Origin of the sequence: Enterobacter cloacae complex sp. IR5412 (assembly GCF_049237385.1) — a bacterium.
Classification (GTDB): Bacteria; Pseudomonadota; Gammaproteobacteria; order Enterobacterales; family Enterobacteriaceae; genus Enterobacter; species Enterobacter intestinihominis.
In genome coordinates, this window is sequence record NZ_JBMKHQ010000020.1 from 13,165 (window position 1) to 31,060 (window position 17,896).

Below are 17,896 nucleotides of genomic sequence, written 5' to 3' on the forward strand. Positions count from 1 at the left end.
GTTACACGGAGAGCTGCTGTCGGATCGTTTCCGGCAGCAGTTCTACCGCCTGTTGATACGACGCATCTACCAGGTAGTAAATTTGCGAATCTGGCAGCGAGCCGTCGAGAAACACCGTACTCCAGTGTGCTTTATTCAGATGCTTGCTTGGCCTGACATCATCGTGCTGCTGGCGCAGTAAGTCGGCCAGTTCAGGACTGGTTTTCAGCGATGCCGCAGGACGTCCCTCCACCTCTTTTACCATCGCGAACAACACATCACCCACTTTGATCTGCGTGGCTTTCCAGTCGCTGTGAACGCTCTGTTCTGCGCCCGGCTTGCTCATGCAGTACTGAAGTATCTCCGAAATTGTCATCTTTATTCCCCTTGTAGCGTTGCGATAATTTTACGCGAACCACCGTGAATGCGATGTTCTCCCAGCCAGATCCCCTGCCACGTTCCCAGCAGCAGCCGTCCGTTGTGGACCGGCAGCATCAACGAGACCCCCAGCAAAGAGGATTTGATGTGCGAAGGCATATCATCCGCCCCCTCGTAATCATGGTCATACGGGGCGTTATCCGGGACGGTTTTCAGAAAATGCCGCTCCATGTCAGACCGGACGGTGGGATCGCAATTTTCATTGAGCGTGAGAGAAGCAGACGTGTGCTGAAGCAGCAGATGCAGCAAACCCGTTTTGACGCGCGACAGGTCGCGGATTTGCCCGATGACTTCGTCCGTCACCAGGTGAAATCCGCGTGGTTTTGCGCTTAAGGTCAGGGTCTGTTGATACCACATGTGCTGCTCCGTGTTGAAAGATGAATCTTTCTAAGTGTGCAGCAAGAAAGCGAAAGGTAAAACCCGCGCGGCGAGATTTGCTTAAAAAAGCATTCACCCCGCCGTTAATGCATCAGTATTCGGAGTTAACGATCACCTCTTCACCAAATTTACCGGCCATTGGCAGCGGCCGGTAGGTAGAGTTCGAGGCGCGTAACACCCGGATGCCTCTGGCTCCCACATCGTGCGCCGCGGTGATGTCGTTATCTGAATCACCGTAGAACACCTTGATATTTTTCTTTTCCAGCCACTGGGTTTTGGTGTTTTGCCCTTCCTGGTCCCCGGCAAAAATGACCGGATTCATGCTGGCCGCCGGGATCAGAAAATCATCCTGTAGCGTTTTCGAGACGGTTTCGGTTTTGGTCTGGCTACGTCCGGTCACGAAGTAAATGCTGTCGCCGCGCTTTACGTGCATGGCGATCAGCGCGCGAGCAACCTCTTTCGGGATACTGAACTCATCCCAGCCGTTGTTCATCTTTTCCCAGAATTCCGGGTTTTTCAGATAGGCTTCGCTGTCCGGGGAGTACGTTATTTTGCCGCGCCAGAAACCGGGGCTGGAGAAGAGAACGGTATCGTCAATATCGAAGCCCACGGCCATCGGCGGGCGACCCGTCAGGCTGTTTTCGATTTGTGCCACTGAAACCCAGTGAATGGGGGCCTGTTCGGCAAGAATGGCGGCGGTGGTGCCGGTGTAAAGCGGCGTGGGTGCAGAAGCCCGCGCAACAACGGTACTATTAAGCGAGAACAATAAGCAGGCGGCGCTGAGCGCCAGTGTGATCTTGCGCATGTTTTCCCCTGAATATTCAGTTTGTTATCTTTTTATTTTGAGCTAATGGTCAAAAACTATCCGACCATAACCCCAGCGGGAGGGGAAGAAAAGGAGTTTTTGCTTATGAAGCTGAATAAAAAGAAGACGATCACAAAGTGTGGATGAGTGATGTAGGCCCGGTAAGGCGCAGCCGCCACCGGGCAAGATTTTCTGCGGCCTGATGCCCTCACCCCAGCCCTCTCCCACAGGGAGAGGGAGATAATAAGTAGTGAGTACTTACATCACAGCTGCAAACGCCTGCGCCACGCGCTGGACGTTGCCGGCATTCAGCCCCGCCACACACATACGGCCGCTGGCGATCAGGTAGACGCCGAACTCTTCCCGCAGGCGATCGACCTGCGCCGCGCTCAGTCCGGTATAGCTGAACATCCCGCGCTGCTTGAGAAGATAATCAAAGTTATGTCCAGGCACGGCCTCTTTCAGAACGTTAACCAGCTCCTGACGCATCGACAGGATGCGCTTACGCATGCCTTCCACTTCCGCAAGCCAGGTGGCTTTCAGCTGATCATCGCCCAGTACGGTCGCGACCACCTGCGCACCAAAGTTCGGCGGGCTGGAGTAAATACGGCGGACCGTCGCTTTCAGCTGACCGAGTACGCGTCCCGCGGCTTCGGCGTCTTCACACACCACGGACAGACCGCCGACGCGCTCGCCGTAGAGGGAGAAGATTTTTGAGAAAGAGTTGCTGACCAGCGCAGGCAGACCCGCGCTGGCAATCGCGCGAATGGCGTAGGCGTCCTCCTCCATGCCCGCCCCAAAGCCCTGATAGGCGATGTCGAGGAACGGGATCAGGTTACGCGCCTTCAGTACCCCGATCACCGCATCCCACTGGGCATTGGTGAGGTCCGCACCGGTCGGGTTATGGCAGCACGGATGCAGCAATACGATACTGCGCTCCGGCAGGGTGTTCAGTTTTTCCAGCAGCGCATCAACGCGTACGCCGTTGGTTTCGCTGTCGAACCATGGATAGGTCGCAACCTTAAAGCCCGCGCCTTCAAAGATGGCCACGTGGTTTTCCCACGTCGGGTCGCTGACCCACACGCCGGAATCCGGGAAGTACTTTTTCAGGAAATCTGCGCCTACCTTCAGCGCACCCGAGCCACCCAGCGTCTGGATAGTCGCCACGCGCTTTTGCGCGAGCACCGCGTGATCCGCACCAAACAGCAGCGGCGCAATGGTATTACGGTAGGTATTTAACCCTTCCATCGGCAGATAAAGCGAAGCCCCGTGCGGGGTTGCGTTAAGACGCGCTTCGGCTTCGGCAACGGCTTTCAGTTGAGGAATGATGCCGTCCTCGTTGTAATAAAGACCGATGCTGAGGTTCACTTTGTCGCTGCGAGGATCTTCTTTGAAACGCTCCATCAAGGAGAGGATAGGGTCGCCGGCGTAGGCGTCTACTTTCTGAAACACGCGATGTTCTCCGGATTGTTATGAGGCAGGGAATTCAACAATAAACCGGAAGCGGAAGAAGATCGAGGGGATGTTAACAGAAGCGGGATGCACCGCATCCTGCTCATGATTAGTCGACGTATTTCATCGCTACCCTTGAGGTTAGGCGCGTGATAAGTTCGTAAGCACTCACTTTTGTTATTTCAGCAATACGCTCTACCGGCAGGCCTTCGCCCCACATCACCGCATCGTCCCCCGCTTTATCCTGCGCGTCGGGTCCCAGATCGACACAAATCATGTCCATCGCCACACGGCCGACAATCTTCACTTCGCGACCATTGACCAGTACCGGCGTACCCGTTGGCGCGGCGCGCGGATAGCCGTCGCCGTAGCCCATCGCTACCACGCCAAGCCGCGTGTCGCGCTCACTCGTCCAGGTGCCGCCGTAACCTACCGGCTCGCCTGCTTTGTGCTCACGCACGGCAATCAGCTTTGAAACCAGCGACATCACCGGCTTAAAGCCGAAGTCCGGTCCCCAGGGTTTGTTCTCAAGCGGGGAAACGCCATACAGGATAATCCCCGGACGCGCCCAGTCGAAGTGCGACTGCGGCCACAGCAGAAGGCCGCCGGACGCCGCAATGGAGCGCATCCCCGGTTTGCCTTCGCAGAAGGTGGTGAAGATATCAAGCTGCTGTTCCGTTGCGCCGCATTCAGGCTCATCGGCGCGGGCAAAGTGGCTGACGATATTCACCGGCTGACGCACGTTCTTGCACTGGCACAACCGCTGATAAAACGCTTCGGCATTCTCCGGGCGCACGCCCAGGCGGTGCATGCCCGTGTCGAGCTTCATCCACACGGTGACCGGCTCGCTCAGTTCGGCCGTTTCCAGCGCGGCCAGCTGTTCTTCGTTATGCACCGCCGTGTGCAGGTGCTGATCGGCAATGGTCGGCAGGTCCGAGGCTTCAAAAAAGCCTTCGAGGAGCAGAATCGGTTGCGTAATTCCACCTGCGCGCAGGCGGAGAGCTTCTTCGAGACGGGCGACGCCAAAAGCGTCGGCATCGGGGAGCGTTCGCGCGGTCTCAAGAAGACCGTGTCCGTAAGCGTTCGCTTTCACGACTGCAACGAGCTTACTGGCGGGCGCCAGTTCTCGCAGACGTTGCAGGTTGTGTCGCAGAGCGCGGCGGTTAATCACAACAGTTGCCGCTTGCATTTGAATTCCTTAGAAATTACTCATCATCATATTGAGGACCGGCATAGTTGTCGAAACGCGACCACTGGCCGTTAAAGGTCAGACGTACCGTACCGATGGGGCCGTTACGTTGCTTACCAATAATAATTTCGGCGATCCCTTTCAGATCGCTGTTCTCGTGATAAACCTCATCACGGTAGATGAACATGATTAAGTCGGCATCCTGCTCGATGGAGCCGGATTCACGCAGGTCGGAGTTGACCGGGCGCTTGTCTGCACGTTGTTCCAGAGAACGGTTTAGCTGCGACAGCGCCACCACCGGCACGTGCAGCTCTTTGGCTAACGCTTTGAGCGAGCGGGAAATTTCGGCAATCTCCAGCGTACGGTTGTCGGAAAGCGACGGAACACGCATCAGCTGGAGGTAGTCAATCATGATAAGGCCGATGCCACCGTGTTCACGGGCGATACGGCGCGCGCGGGAGCGCACTTCCGTCGGCGTCAGGCCGGAGGAGTCATCAATATAGATGTTCCGTTTTTCCAGCAAAATCCCCATGGTGCCGGAGATCCGCGCCCAGTCCTCATCGTCGAGCTGACCGGTACGGATGCGGGTCTGATCCACGCGCGACAGGGATGCCAGAGAACGCATCATGATCTGTTCAGAGGGCATCTCAAGACTGAAGATAAGAACCGGTTTATCCTGCAACATCGCCGCGTTTTCGACGAGGTTCATCGCAAATGTCGTTTTACCCATCGACGGACGCGCCGCGACGATAATCAAATCCGATGGCTGAAGACCTGCCGTTTTCTTGTTGAGATCGTCATAACCGGTGTTCACCCCCGTCACGCCATCGTGCGGCTGCTGGAAAAGCTGCTCAATACGCGCAACGGTGGCGTCGAGCACATCGGCGATGTTTTTCGGGCCTTCGTCTTTGTTCGCACGGCTTTCGGCGATTTTAAAGACGCGGGACTCGGCAAGATCAAGTAGATCTTCGCTGGTGCGCCCCTGGGGATCGAAACCGGCCTCGGCGATCTCATTCGCCACCGAGATCATCTCGCGGACAACGGCACGTTCACGGACGATATCAGCGTAAGCGCTGATGTTCGCGGCACTTGGCGTGTTTTTTGACAGTTCTGCCAGATAGGCAAACCCGCCGACACTGTCGAGCTGTCCCAGACGCTCCAGCGATTCTGCGAGTGTAATCAGATCGATCGGGCTGCCCGACTCCTGCAAACGCGCCATTTCAGTAAAGATGTGGCGGTGCGGGCGGGTATAGAAGTCTTCCGCAACAACGCGCTCGGCGACGTCGTCCCAGCGTTCGTTATCCAGCATTAAACCGCCCAACACCGACTGTTCCGCTTCAATCGAGTGCGGCGGGACTTTTAACCCGGCGACCTGATAATCACGTTCACGGGGTTCAGTCTGTTTGTTGAAGGGTTTGTTTCCTGCCATAGTGAATGGAGTTACCGAGATAAAGAGTGGGTCGAAAGATTACCATAATTTTCTAACGGAGGGAGCATGGCAACACGCATTGAGTTCCAGAAACATGGCGGGCCAGACGTACTGCAAGCCGTGGAGTTTACCCCCACGGCACCTGGCGAGAACGAAATCCAGGTTGAAAACAAAGCAATCGGCATTAACTACATCGATACCTATATTCGCGGCGGTCTCTATCCGCCTCCGTCGATGCCGAGCGGACTGGGCACCGAGGCGGCCGGTATCGTCAGCAAAGTGGGCAGCGCGGTTAAGCACATTAAGGAAGGCGATCGCGTGGTGTACGCGCAGTCGGCGCTGGGCGCTTACAGCTCCATCCATAACGTTCCGGCCGAGAAAGCGGCGCTTTTACCAAATGCGATCGGCTTCGAGCAGGCTGCCGCCTCATTCCTGAAAGGGCTGACGGTCTATTATCTGCTGCGCAAAACCTACGAAATTAAGCCTGACGAGCAATTCCTGTTTCACGCAGCCGCAGGTGGCGTAGGGCTGATTGCCTGCCAGTGGGCGAAAGCCCTGGGGGCGAAGCTGATCGGCACCACAGGCAGCGCGCAAAAAGCGCAGCGCGCGCTGGACGCGGGCGCATGGCAGGTGATCAACTACCGGGAAGAGAGCATCGTTGAGCGGCTGAAAGAGATCACTGGCGGCAAAAAGGTACGCGTGGTGTATGACTCGGTGGGGAAAGACACCTGGGAATCTTCGCTGGACTGCCTGCAACGTCGCGGGCTGATGGTGAGCTTCGGTAACGTCTCCGGGGCTGTCACCGGCGTGAACCTGGGCATTCTGAATCAGAAAGGGTCGCTGTATGTCACCCGCCCTTCCCTGCAAGGTTACATCACTAATCGGGAAGAACTTGAGGAAGCCAGCAACGAGCTGTTCTCGCTGATCGCCAGCGGGGTGATCAAAGTGGATGTGGCAGAAGCGCAGAAATATCCGCTGACCGATGCGCAACGTGCGCATGAGGTGCTGGAGAGCCGGGCAACCCAGGGCTCAAGTCTGTTAATTCCCTGAGCCATAAAAAGAAATTGGGCTTCCCATGGGAAGCCCTTTCTTTTTTTTAGTTCGGCTGTATGTAGGGTACAGCTCGATGAATTCTTTAGCGGCAGCCATAGTGACAGATTCGATAAGTAAATCCTATTCTGTTCTAAAGATTGCTGCCGGAAAAGTTGCAGGTATGTGACGTACCCCTCAATACCTTAGTAACGGAAGCGGTTATTACGCTGATAAGTCGGCAGTTTTGGTGATTTAATCGCCCGTATGGCCCATACCACCGCAATCGCCAGAAGTAACCACGGCAAGAGTTTAATCGTCAGGGCAAATAAACCGCCGACAAACATCACCACCGTGGCCACAACGAGCGCGGCCAGAATACCGAGCAGCGACACGCCCGTGACCATCAGCATGATAAAGAAGCCAATCACAAAAAGTAGTTCCAGCATGGTGCTCTCCCACGAGTTCCCGAATGATGCTGCGATCATTACAAGAATCATGCCAAAAATAAGTTGTTGATCTGAAAGCAAAACGCCCCGCAATGTGTTGCAGGGCGTGGCGTATTTGACCATCTTTTAGCGAAATTTAACGTTTATCCGCAACCAGACGCAGCGCGTGTTCCAGTACCTCAATATCCGCACCGGCTTTATGCGCGTTCTCGCTGAGATAACGACGCCACTGGCGCGCACCAGGAATGCCCTGGAACAGGCCAAGCATATGGCGGGTAATGTGGCCCAGATACGTACCATGACTCAGCTCGCGCTCAATGTACGGATACATGGCGCGCACTACGGCCACGGGATCGGTGTCAGCACCCTCAACGCCAAAGATTTCCCGGTCAACCGTCGCCAGAATGCCCGGATTCTGATACGCCTCGCGTCCGACCATCACGCCATCCATATGTTCGAGGTGCGCTTTGGCCTCGTCCAGCGACTTAATACCGCCATTGATCGACATGGTCAGGTGTGGGAAGTCGCGTTTCAGCTGGTACACGCGCGAGTAGTCCAGCGGCGGGATCTCGCGGTTTTCTTTCGGGCTGAGGCCTGAGAGCCAGGCTTTACGGGCGTGGATGATAAACATCTCGCATTCACCCTTCCCTGATACCGTGTTGATGAAATCACACAGAAACTCATAGCTGTCCTGGTCGTCTATGCCGATACGGGTTTTGACCGTGACCGGGATAGAGACGACGTCGCGCATCGCTTTGATGCAGTCCGCCACCAGGTGCGCATTTCCCATCAGACACGCGCCGAACATGCCGTTTTGCACACGGTCGGACGGACAACCGACGTTGAGGTTAATCTCGTCATAGCCGCGTTCTTCGGCCAGCTTCGCGCACTGCGCCAGCGCAGCCGGATCGCTGCCACCGAGTTGCAGCGCAACCGGATGCTCCTCTTCGCTGTACGCCAGATAGTCGCCTTTGCCGTGAATAATTGCGCCGGTAGTGACCATTTCGGTGTATAGCAGCGTATGGCGGGAGAGCTGACGCAGGAAATAGCGGCAATGTCTGTCCGTCCAGTCGAGCATTGGCGCAATGGAAAAACGGTGTGCAGGGAAAGCGGTATGGAATTCTGACGACATGGCGAACTTTTAAGCATCTGGTGGAAAAGGGGCGCTACTATAGCACAAAGAAAAGCCGGAGGCGCAGCGCCTCCGGTGCACTTTAGAACGTCATGCTCAACTGTGCCCCTGCACCCCAGGTCTCGTCTTCGCCATAAAGCCCCATCAGGTCAACGTGGACGGAGTTGAACGGCGCGAAACCGACACCGCCGGTAAAGACGTTGCTGTCGTTCCCTTTCATATCCGCACGATAACCGGCGCGTACTGCCAGCCAGCTCAGCGGCGTGACTTCGGCACCAACGCCAACGTACTGGGAGGTGTCTTCGCTTTTAAAGCCCTTGGTTTCGGTCAGATCGCCATCTGCGGTCAGCGTGACCAGATCGTTGTGCCAGGCGGCCCCGGCAGTGACCAGCGGACGGATCTGATAAGTGTCTTTATAACTCACCACCTCTCCCGTACGCCCGTTGCGGATGCGGATATCTTTGGTATCGATATCGCGCGACATCAGGTTTTGCCCGCTCACGCCGAGCGTCCAGTTTTCACCGAAATCAGCAGCAATACCGGCATCGACGTTGAAGCCAGTGTCGTCGGTACGGTAGCGGCTGTCGTTCCACTTATTACTGTCGTAATCGTAGATTGAGGTAGTGTAGTTATAGAGCCAGGTTTTTTGCAGCTTCGGCGTGACGCCAACGGAAACCGGAACGCCGCCAAGATCGAACTGACGGGCTACCGCAATACCGTAGTCGGACACAATCGCCGCCCGGCCAGACGCCGTAGAGTTAAGGTTTTTGGTGATCTGATCGGAACCGTTTAACGCGGCATCCAGCGCCACACCGGCAGCCACCGCATCGCTTCGTTGTATACCGCGCAGATAATCAATGTCCTGCTGATCGATTGAAGAGCTGACGCGGCCATGTGCATAGCCTTTGGCCATAAAGGCCACGGAAAGGACATCGTTAGGGATACTGACGGCAATCCCCGCCCCTGCGGTGGCGTGTGCGGTTTTGCCTTTCAGGTAGTCCAGCTCATCAGCGAGATCTTTCGCTGCGCCCTGGAACTGATTGATCGAACCTAATGGATTCGTGATGATATCAATGGGGGTCAGACTATCAACCACGTCCTTGTAATGATTGATTTTATCGTTAATGGTATCAATCTCGTCCTGAAGATTGTCTTCATCGGTCACCTGCACGCCAACGGACGGCAAAATGACCGTCACATCATCATCGGGCTTAGATTTTGCCAGTAACGCGGGGTTGATTAACGCCCCGCTGCCATAGCTCCCTGCCGCGACACCCGTTCCGCCCATTGCGTCGCTACGCGCTTCCGTCCAGGTATTGGCTGCTCCCGCCTGATTTGCCATAAAAAAGGAGACAGCAATGCTAACCATCGAAAATTTAAAATGTTTTTTCACAGTGTGCTCGTAAATAGTTTGTTATTAGTTAACCCTGTCTGTTATCACCCAAACAGGAACGAACTATTGCTGTGAATAAGTACAAAAAGACCCGCTATTTCCCTAAGTTAAATTCCATCCCGGCCTGTTCTAATGTGTGACGACCATCAATATTTATAGAAGAGGAAATTATTTTCGCCCAGGTTTTCCATCGTGCGGGCCAAAAAACTGAGGCGGATGGTCTACCCAGTGGTCTTCGCGCGTCACGGCATACACCGGATTGAGGGGATAGTAGATGCGGTTATGTTTTTTATTAGCCTCACCCACCACCAGTAAGCGCACCTCTTCATCGGTGTTGTTGATAAAGGTATGGCACACCCCCGTGCCGGCAGGAAATCCCACGCTGTCTCCGGGTTCAAGCTTCCACAGATAACCATTGATCCAGGCCTCAGGGTAACCCTCCAGAACGTAAACAAACTCCTCTTCGTCGCTTTCCGCATGCGGATAAGAAGTACGGCGTCCGGGCGGCAGCCGTTCATGGTGAATACCAATGCGGCCGAGACCCAGCTTGCGGGCCAGCGGCGCGCCAATAGAAAACCGTTCATTGCTGTCCGGATACGTTGCGTCATCGGCGCCTTCCACGTCCCGCCAGTGCCGAATACAGTCAGGTCTTTTCATCATGCGATCTCCCGATTTGCGATGCGTCAGGTATAGCACAGCCCGGCGGATCTCGGTGTTTTTAGCAGAACATGATAAAGTGAGGGTTTTCACCCCTTACCACATCCGAGGTGCCCGATGGACAAGTCCACAAAAGAGCTGTTAGCGCAAGCTGAAAAGCTCTGTGCGCAACGCAATGTGCGCCTGACCCCGCAGCGCCTTGAGGTACTGCGTCTGATGAGCCTGCAACAGGGTGCCATCAGCGCTTACGATCTGCTCGACCTGCTGCGTGAAAGCGAGCCGCAGGCAAAACCGCCGACCGTCTATCGGGCGCTGGATTTTCTGCTGGAGCAAGGGTTTGTGCATAAAGTGGAATCAACAAACAGCTATGTGCTGTGCCATCTTTTTGACCAGCCTACTCACACGTCCGCCATGTTTATCTGCGATCGCTGTGGCGTGGTGAAGGAAGAGTGTGCGGAAGGTGTGGAAGATATTATGCATACGCTGGCAGCCAGAATGGGCTTTGCGCTGCGTCATAACGTGATCGAAGCCCACGGCTTATGTTCTGCCTGCGTGGAGGTGGAGTCATGCCGTCATCAGGATGCCTGTCAGCACGATCACTCTATCCTGGTGAAGAAAAAGCCGCGTTAAGACTAAAGAAAAAGGCGGCTCAGGGCCGCCCTTGGGGATAGTGCCGGTTACCAGCGGTAGTCGTTACGGGTTTCCCAGTCTTTGACTTCGTTTTCCGCCTGATCTTTTTCGTAACCGTAGCGCTCCTGGATTTTACCTACCAGCTGATCGCGCTTACCTTCAATGACGGTCATATCGTCATCTGTCAGCTTACCCCACTGTTCTTTCGCTTTACCTTTGAATTGCTTCCAGTTGCCGCCGATTTCGTCTTTATTCATAATCGTGTCCTCGTGTTAAGCGTCTATGAGTGTCGTCCGCTTCGTTCTATTCTGCTGGACGTGATTATTATTGTAGTTAAGGATTCGGCATTTATTTTTATATTCGGAATCTTTAACCGTTACGATATATCGTGCGGGGCTGGAAACCAGGTATTGTTTCGCCAGTGACGACGCCAGATAACGGCCAGCGAAAGGCCACGCAGTGAGAGAAACACCGCCAGCGCGAGCCACAGACCATGATTGCCGAGATACGGCAAGGTCAGCAGCGTCAGGCCGAACCCCGCCGCAGCGACGGCCATACTGTTGCGCATCTCCGCCCCTCGCGTCGCACCAATAAACATGCCGTCCAGCAAATAGCACCACACGCCCACCACCGGTAATACTACCTGCCAGAGGATGTAGCGATCGGCCAGCTCACGTAGCGCGGGCAACGAGGTGAGAAGCGCGACAATATGCCCACCAAAACAGGCGTAAACCAGAGCAAAGACCAGCGCCACCAGACCCGCCTGACGACAGGCAGCACGCCAGACTTCGCGTAACTGGCCGCTTTCACGCGCGCCATAAGCCTGCCCTGAATGCGCCTCGACGGCGTAAGCAAAACCATCCAGCGCGTAAGCGGTAAAGGTCAGTAACGTCATGAGCACTGCGTTGACGGCGACGATCTCAGGCCCAAGACGCGCACCAAAAACGGTTAATGCGCCGAAGCAGAGTTGCAGCAGGAGCGAACGGAGCATGATGTCGCGATTAAGCGCCAGCAGCTTACGCATATTGCCGCGCCAGGCCGATTTCAGCAGATCCAGGGTGATACCGCGCATCGCCAGCACGCGCCAGACCATCCCCAAACCGATCAGCAGCGTCCCGTACTCGGCAATTGCCGTAGCCAGCGCCGCGCCCCGGACGTTCATGTGCAGCCCCATTACCAGCCAGAGATCGAGGACAATATTGAGAAGGTTACCCACCACCAGCAGGATCACTGGCGCGCGGGCGTACTGCACGCCCAGCAGCCAGCCCAGAAGGACCAGGTTTGCCAGTGAAGCGGGCGCGCTGAGCCAGCGAATTTCGAGGAACCGCCGGGCTTGTTCCAGTACGGCATCGCTGCCGCCTACAATATGGAGCGCAAGATCAATCAGCGGCGTACGCAACAGAACGATTAACACGCCAGCACCGAACGCCAGAATGAGCGGCTGAACCAGCGCACGCGCCAGACGCAGGGGATCTTTTGCACCATACGCCTGGGCCGTAAGGCCTGTCGTACTCATGCGCAGAAAAAGTAGCAGCATAAAGAGGAAGCTGGTCGCCGTTGCGCCAATCGCGACGCCGCCCAGGTAAATCGGCGAATCCAGATGCCCGATTACCGCCGTATCCACCAGCCCCAGCAGAGGAACGGTAATATTGGAAAAAATCATCGGTAGCGCAAGACGCCACAACGCCTTATCGGCAGAAGTTAGCAATGCCATGGAAATTACCGGAATCAGAAAACAGGCCAGGCTGTAGAGGAACTACAGCCTGTCAGGAAGAGATTACAGCCATTCACCGTTGCGGATAACGCCGACAGCCAGCCCTTCAATAGAGAAGCTCTGCTCGCGGAGATCCACCACAATCGGGGAGAATTCATTGTTTTCAGGCAGAAGCTGCACGGTATTGCCTTGTTTTTTCAGGCGCTTAACCGTCACTTCATCATCAATGCGCGCCACCACGACTTGCCCGTTACGCACGTCCTGCGTTTTGTGTACCGCCAGCAGATCGCCATCCAGAATACCGATATCTTTCATGGACATTCCGCTAACGCGCAGCAGGAAATCGGCGCTCGGCTTGAACATGCCTGGGTCAACCTGATAGTGCCCTTCGATGTGCTGCTGCGCCAGCAGAGGTTCACCTGCGGCTACGCGACCCACCAGCGGAATACCGCTCTCTTCTTCCACCAGCAGACGGATGCCGCGTGAGGCGCCGGAAACAATCTCAATCACGCCCTTACGCGCAAGCGCCTTAAGGTGCTCTTCGGCAGCATTAGGAGAACGGAAGCCCAGACGCTGCGCAATTTCTGCACGCGTGGGTGGCATACCCGTCTGGCCGATATGATCCCGAATGAGATCAAACACCTCTTGCTGCCTGGTCGTTAACGCTTTCATACCGCCCCCTGGGTGTATATACAGTTATGCTGTGAGTATATACAGTCAAAGGCGATTTTGGAACCAAAAACTGCACAAAAAACCAGGGACTTAATTATTCCTCGAGGCTCATCGGAAATGCGACCAAAGTAGCGTGACCCAGGTGATCGCCGCCGTGATAATCGACAGCAGTACGGCAGCGGAACCCATGTCTTTCGCCCGGCCAGACAGTTCATGGAATTCCGACCCGATTCGGTCAACAACGGCCTCAATAGCGCTATTCAGAATTTCCACTATCATCACCAGAAGGACAGATCCGATGAGCAGTACGCGGGTGATAGCATCAACATCAAGGAAGCAGGCGATGACAACGGCAACGATTGCGGCAACCGCTTCCTGGCGGAAAGCGGCTTCATTAACCCATGCGGCGCGGAAACCTTTCCATGAATAACCGGCAGCTTTAATGATTCGAGTTAACCCAGTGGTATTATTGGCCATTAAAAGAACCTTTTATGATAAATAGCGTCAGTAACTAAAGCCGCAGCGCGTTTTGCTGCGACCTGAAGTATGACGGGTAACAACAGAAATTTTGCGCGCTTTCTGTTATCCTTGCGCCGCAATTGCATTATTAACCAGAGGCTTTACATCGTTTATGTCCGGCTGGCCACGAATTTACTACAAATTACTTAATTTACCATTAAGCGTACTGGTAAAAAGTAAGTCTATCCCAGCAGAACCTGCGCTGGAATTAGGGCTCGATACGTCGCGCCCTATTATGTACGTTTTGCCTTATAACTCGAAGGCAGACCTGCTAACGCTTCGCGCTCAATGTCTGGCGCACGATTTACCTGACCCGCTTGAACCGCTGGAAGTCGACGGTACGCTGCTGCCGCGCTACGTGTTCATCCATGGCGGACCGCGCGTGTTCACCTATTACACGCCGAAAGAAGAGTCCATTAAGCTGTTCCATGATTACCTCGATCTGCACCGCAGCAACCCCGATCTGGACGTGCAGATGGTGCCGGTGTCGGTGATGTTTGGCCGTCGTCCGGGGCGTGAAAAAGGGGAAGAGAACCCGCCGCTGCGTATGCTCAACGGCATTCAGAAATTCTTCGCCGTCTCATGGCTGGGACGCGACAGCTTTGTTCGCTTCTCGCCTTCCGTTTCACTGCGCCGCATGGCGGATGAACACGGTACTGACAAAATCATTGCGCAAAAGCTGGCGCGCGTTGCGCGTATGCACTTTGCACGTCAGCGTCTGGCGGCCGTTGGGCCACGTCTCCCGGCGCGTCAGGATCTGTTTAACAAGCTGCTGGCTTCCAAAGCGATTGCCCGTGCCGTAGAAGACGAAGCGCGCAGCAAGAAGATTTCGCACGAGAAAGCGCAGCAGAACGCAATCGCGCTGATGGAAGAGATCGCCGCAAACTTCTCCTACGAGATGATTCGTCTCTCTGACCGTATCCTCGGTTTCACGTGGAACCGCCTCTATCAGGGGATTAACGTCCACAACGCCGAGCGCGTGCGTCGGTTAGCGCATGACGGCCACGAGATTGTCTATGTGCCCTGCCACCGCAGCCACATGGACTACCTGCTGCTCTCTTACGTGCTCTATCACCAGGGCCTGGTGCCGCCGCATATTGCTGCCGGTATCAACCTGAACTTCTGGCCAGCAGGTCCGATTTTCCGCCGTCTGGGTGCGTTCTTCATTCGTCGTACCTTCAAGGGTAACAAGCTCTACTCCACCGTCTTCAGGGAGTATCTGGGCGAGCTGTTCAGCCGCGGTTATTCCGTGGAGTACTTTGTTGAAGGCGGTCGCTCCCGTACCGGTCGTCTGCTCGATCCGAAGACCGGCACGCTGTCGATGACCATTCAGGCCATGCTGCGTGGCGGTACGCGTCCTATCACGCTGGTGCCTATTTACATCGGTTATGAACACGTGATGGAAGTGGGCACCTACGCGAAAGAGCTACGCGGTGCGACCAAAGAGAAAGAGAGTCTGCCGCAGATGCTGCGTGGTCTGAGTAAATTGCGCAACCTCGGTCAGGGCTACGTGAACTTTGGCGAGCCCCTGCCCCTGATGACATATCTGAACCATCATGTTCCGGAGTGGCGCGAGTCTATTGATCCTATCGAAGCGGTACGTCCGGCCTGGCTGACGCCAACGGTCAACGGCATTGCATCCGAGCTGATGGTACGCATCAACAATGCTGGTGCGGCAAACGCCATGAACCTGTGTTGTACCGCGCTTCTGGCCTCTCGCCAGCGTTCACTGACCCGTGAACAGCTGACCGAGCAGATTGATTGCTATCTGGATATCATGCGCAACGTGCCGTATTCCGTGGATTCGACCGTGCCGTCTGCCACCGCCAGCGAATTGATCGATCACGCGTTGCAGATGAACAAGTTCGAAGTCGAGAAAGATACGATTGGTGACATCATCATTCTGCCGCGCGAGCAGGCCGTGCTGATGACCTACTACCGTAATAACATCACTCACATGCTGATGCTGCCGTCACTGATGGCTGCCATTATTACCCAGCACCGCCGTATTTCGCGTCAGGAGCTGCTGCGCCATATTCAGGCCATCTATCCGATGCTGAAAGCGGAGCTGTTCCTGCGCTGGAGTAACGATGAGCTGGCGGCAGAGCTCGATAAAATGTCCGCAGAGATGCGTCGTCAGGGGCTGATTACCATCAGTGATGACGAACTGCATATCAATCCGTCACGTTCCCGAACCTTGCAGCTCCTGGCTTCCGGTGCGCGTGAGACGTTGCAGCGCTACGCCATTACCTTCTGGTTATTGAGTGCTAACCCGTCAATCAACCGCGGTACGCTGGAAAAAGAGAGTCGGACGCTGGCCCAGCGCCTGTCCGTTCTGCATGGCATTAACGCCCCGGAATTCTTCGACAAAGCGGTATTCAGCTCCCTGGTGCTGACGCTGCGCGACGAAGGTTACATTAGCGATACGGGCGATGCCGAGCCGGAAGAGACGATGAAGGTTTACCAGATGCTGGCAGAGCTGATTACCGCGGATGTGCGTTTAACGATTGAGAGTTCGACGCAGGGCGAGTGATGTTAAAGCCGGGTGGCGCTAACGCTTACCCGGCCTACATGTTCTGCTAAATCGTAGGCCGGGTAAGGCGAAGCCGCCACCCGGTTTTTTTATGACCAGTAACTCATCGCCAGCCCCATAAACAGCACCAGCCCGACGTAGTTATTATTCAGAAACGCTTTAAAGCAGGCTTCACGCTCGCGCTTCACGATCAGCTTCTGCTGATACGCAAACAGCAGACCCGCCACCAGCACGGACCAGTAAAACTCCCAGTTCAGCCCGTTCAGGCGACCAACCGCCACCATCAGCGCCAGCACCGCCACCTGCAATATGCCGATGATCAGTTTGTCGTGACGGCCAAACAGGATCGCCGTCGATTTGATGCCAATCTTGAGATCGTCATCGCGATCGACCATCGCGTATTGGGTATCGTACGCAACGGCCCAGAGAATATTCGCCAGGAACATCAGCCAGCAGCTGAGCGGAACGGACTCGCTGACCGCGGCAAACGCCATGGGAATCGACCAGCCAAACGCCGCACCTAATACCACCTGCGGCAGATGGGTGTATCGCTTCATAAATGGGTAGACCCAGGCCAGCGCCAGAGCAGCGACGGACAGCAGAATGGTCATGGTGTTAAGGGTTAACACCAGCATGAAAGAGAGAAGCACCAGCACCACAAACAGGATGCGCGCCTCTTTCCCGGTCACCTGACCGCTCGGCAAAGGACGATTCGCGGTGCGCTTAACATGTCCATCAAATTTCCGGTCAGCATAGTCGTTAACCACACAGCCCGCAGCGCGCATCAGCCAGACACCCGCCACAAACACCGCCAGGATCCACAGCGGCGGTACGCCCGGCGTGGCAACCCACAGCGCCCATAAGGTCGGCCACAGCAGCAGCAGCGCGCCAATGGGTTTATCAGTACGCATCAGGCGGTGATAGGCCAGCAGCTTATTCTGCGTCAGACTCCACTCCATTTTTTCTCCCTCTTAGTACAACGGCGATGCAGGCAAAAAGAGTTCCGTCAGTATTAACGGCTTGCCACTCAAACGAAGGCGGGAACGGCGCCCCCACAAATCGGCATCGCAACCAATTTCAATAAAATCACGGGTCAGTTCAGACGAGGTGAACAGATATCGCCCCAGCGGCGTTTTGCCGAGGCGTTGCAGTGCCAGCTCCGGCCCGGAAAGTGTAGACTCAGGAACCACCGTTCGCCCGGCAAGCCACGGCTCGCCATCCGCACAGAGTAAAATTTCACGCAGCCAGTAGCGTTCTTCCTGCGGCAGCAGCGGCAGCTCGCTGGCAATCTCCGCAGGCGAGACAAACCCTTCCTGAATCATCGTCACCGTGACCGTTTTACCCTGTTGCTCAAAACGTTTTGTCATGGAATCTTCCAGCAGCAGCCAGTCCAGCTGTTCCGGGTCAAGCGCAGGGATGTGGTCGAAATAGCGTAGCGCACGCAGCTGCGTTAGCGCGGGGTGTGACATGCCAGACTCTCCGATACATAACGTAAAAG

At 55.5% G+C, this 17,896-nt stretch carries 19 protein-coding genes; 3 read left to right on the forward strand and 16 right to left on the reverse strand.

The window, feature by feature from the left end; translation table 11 throughout:
• Position 1: 1 nt before the first annotated feature.
• The 6 genes from ACOTX2_RS23180 to dnaB all read right to left on the reverse strand — a co-directional run bounded on the left by ACOTX2_RS23180 (position 2) and on the right by dnaB (position 5,670).
• A complete protein-coding gene (locus tag ACOTX2_RS23180) occupies positions 2 to 355 on the reverse strand; it encodes an MmcQ/YjbR family DNA-binding protein (RefSeq protein ID WP_006810472.1) in 354 nt (117 codons plus the stop codon).
• Positions 356 to 357: 2 nt separating this feature from the next.
• Positions 358 to 774, reverse strand: a complete 417-nt coding sequence (locus ACOTX2_RS23185) for a secondary thiamine-phosphate synthase enzyme YjbQ (protein ID WP_023305263.1) — start codon at positions 772 to 774, stop codon at positions 358 to 360.
• A 112-nt stretch (positions 775 to 886) separates the two neighbouring features.
• Positions 887 to 1,600 (reverse strand): acid phosphatase AphA, encoded by a 714-nt coding sequence (gene aphA, locus ACOTX2_RS23190; protein WP_063147065.1) that lies wholly within the window; start codon positions 1,598 to 1,600, stop codon positions 887 to 889.
• A gap of 258 nt (positions 1,601 to 1,858) precedes the next feature.
• Positions 1,859 to 3,052, reverse strand: a complete 1,194-nt coding sequence (gene tyrB / locus ACOTX2_RS23195; RefSeq protein ID WP_063148447.1) for an aromatic amino acid transaminase — start codon at positions 3,050 to 3,052, stop codon at positions 1,859 to 1,861.
• Positions 3,053 to 3,161: 109 nt separating this feature from the next.
• The gene (alr, locus tag ACOTX2_RS23200) at positions 3,162 to 4,241 is read right to left on the reverse strand and encodes an alanine racemase (RefSeq protein WP_032627027.1); all 1,080 of its coding nucleotides are present in this window, start codon (positions 4,239 to 4,241) and stop codon (positions 3,162 to 3,164) included.
• Positions 4,242 to 4,257: 16 nt separating this feature from the next.
• Entirely contained in the window at positions 4,258 to 5,670 is a 1,413-nt protein-coding gene (gene dnaB, locus ACOTX2_RS23205; RefSeq protein ID WP_003860298.1) for a replicative DNA helicase, read from the reverse strand.
• A gap of 66 nt (positions 5,671 to 5,736) precedes the next feature.
• Between dnaB and ACOTX2_RS23210 the strand changes: the two genes are divergently transcribed.
• Positions 5,737 to 6,720, forward strand: a complete 984-nt coding sequence (locus ACOTX2_RS23210) for a quinone oxidoreductase (protein WP_063148448.1) — start codon at positions 5,737 to 5,739, stop codon at positions 6,718 to 6,720.
• Positions 6,721 to 6,905: 185 nt separating this feature from the next.
• Here ACOTX2_RS23210 and pspG read toward each other — a convergent pair whose 3' ends face one another.
• From pspG to ACOTX2_RS23230, 4 genes are all read right to left on the reverse strand, one after another.
• Positions 6,906 to 7,148, reverse strand: coding sequence for an envelope stress response protein PspG (pspG, locus tag ACOTX2_RS23215; RefSeq protein ID WP_017382623.1), 243 nt, complete (start codon positions 7,146 to 7,148; stop codon positions 6,906 to 6,908).
• Positions 7,149 to 7,284: 136 nt separating this feature from the next.
• Positions 7,285 to 8,280: a tRNA dihydrouridine(20/20a) synthase DusA gene (dusA, locus tag ACOTX2_RS23220; protein WP_063148449.1), complete on the reverse strand. Its 996-nt coding sequence runs from the start codon at positions 8,278 to 8,280 to the stop codon at positions 7,285 to 7,287.
• Between the two features lie 82 nt (positions 8,281 to 8,362).
• A complete protein-coding gene (traF, locus tag ACOTX2_RS23225) occupies positions 8,363 to 9,649 on the reverse strand; it encodes a conjugal transfer protein TraF (protein WP_226856390.1) in 1,287 nt (428 codons plus the stop codon).
• 192 nt (positions 9,650 to 9,841) lie between these two features.
• Entirely contained in the window at positions 9,842 to 10,330 is a 489-nt protein-coding gene (locus tag ACOTX2_RS23230) for a cupin domain-containing protein (RefSeq protein WP_022646741.1), read from the reverse strand.
• 117 nt (positions 10,331 to 10,447) lie between these two features.
• On the opposite strand from ACOTX2_RS23230, the gene zur reads away from it, so the two are divergent.
• The gene (gene zur / locus ACOTX2_RS23235) at positions 10,448 to 10,960 is read left to right on the forward strand and encodes a zinc uptake transcriptional repressor Zur (protein WP_006810484.1); all 513 of its coding nucleotides are present in this window, start codon (positions 10,448 to 10,450) and stop codon (positions 10,958 to 10,960) included.
• A gap of 47 nt (positions 10,961 to 11,007) precedes the next feature.
• Here the strand turns inward: zur and ACOTX2_RS23240 are convergent, their stop codons facing one another.
• The 4 genes from ACOTX2_RS23240 to ACOTX2_RS23255 all read right to left on the reverse strand — a co-directional run bounded on the left by ACOTX2_RS23240 (position 11,008) and on the right by ACOTX2_RS23255 (position 13,823).
• Complete coding sequence (locus ACOTX2_RS23240) at positions 11,008 to 11,217, reverse strand: CsbD family protein (RefSeq protein ID WP_003860314.1); 210 nt, start codon at positions 11,215 to 11,217, stop codon at positions 11,008 to 11,010.
• A 119-nt stretch (positions 11,218 to 11,336) separates the two neighbouring features.
• On the reverse strand, positions 11,337 to 12,674 hold the full coding sequence (gene dinF, locus ACOTX2_RS23245; protein ID WP_058646370.1) for an MATE family efflux transporter DinF: 1,338 nt from the start codon (positions 12,672 to 12,674) through the stop codon (positions 11,337 to 11,339).
• Positions 12,675 to 12,737: 63 nt separating this feature from the next.
• A complete protein-coding gene (gene lexA, locus ACOTX2_RS23250) occupies positions 12,738 to 13,346 on the reverse strand; it encodes a transcriptional repressor LexA (protein WP_003860318.1) in 609 nt (202 codons plus the stop codon).
• 108 nt (positions 13,347 to 13,454) lie between these two features.
• Positions 13,455 to 13,823 (reverse strand): diacylglycerol kinase, encoded by a 369-nt coding sequence (locus tag ACOTX2_RS23255; RefSeq protein ID WP_006810487.1) that lies wholly within the window; start codon positions 13,821 to 13,823, stop codon positions 13,455 to 13,457.
• Positions 13,824 to 13,977: 154 nt separating this feature from the next.
• Here ACOTX2_RS23255 and plsB point away from each other — a divergent pair, with 154 nt between their 5' ends.
• Entirely contained in the window at positions 13,978 to 16,398 is a 2,421-nt protein-coding gene (gene plsB, locus ACOTX2_RS23260; protein ID WP_100148820.1) for a glycerol-3-phosphate 1-O-acyltransferase PlsB, read from the forward strand.
• 89 nt (positions 16,399 to 16,487) lie between these two features.
• Here the strand turns inward: plsB and ubiA are convergent, their stop codons facing one another.
• Together ubiA and ubiC are read right to left on the reverse strand one after the other, a co-directional pair.
• Positions 16,488 to 17,357 carry a 4-hydroxybenzoate octaprenyltransferase gene (gene ubiA / locus ACOTX2_RS23265; RefSeq protein ID WP_045309058.1) on the reverse strand — a complete coding sequence of 290 codons (870 nt, stop codon included), beginning with the start codon at positions 17,355 to 17,357 and terminating at the stop codon, positions 16,488 to 16,490.
• A gap of 12 nt (positions 17,358 to 17,369) precedes the next feature.
• Entirely contained in the window at positions 17,370 to 17,867 is a 498-nt protein-coding gene (gene ubiC / locus ACOTX2_RS23270; RefSeq protein WP_022646736.1) for a chorismate lyase, read from the reverse strand.
• Between the last annotated feature and the right edge of the window lie 29 nt (positions 17,868 to 17,896).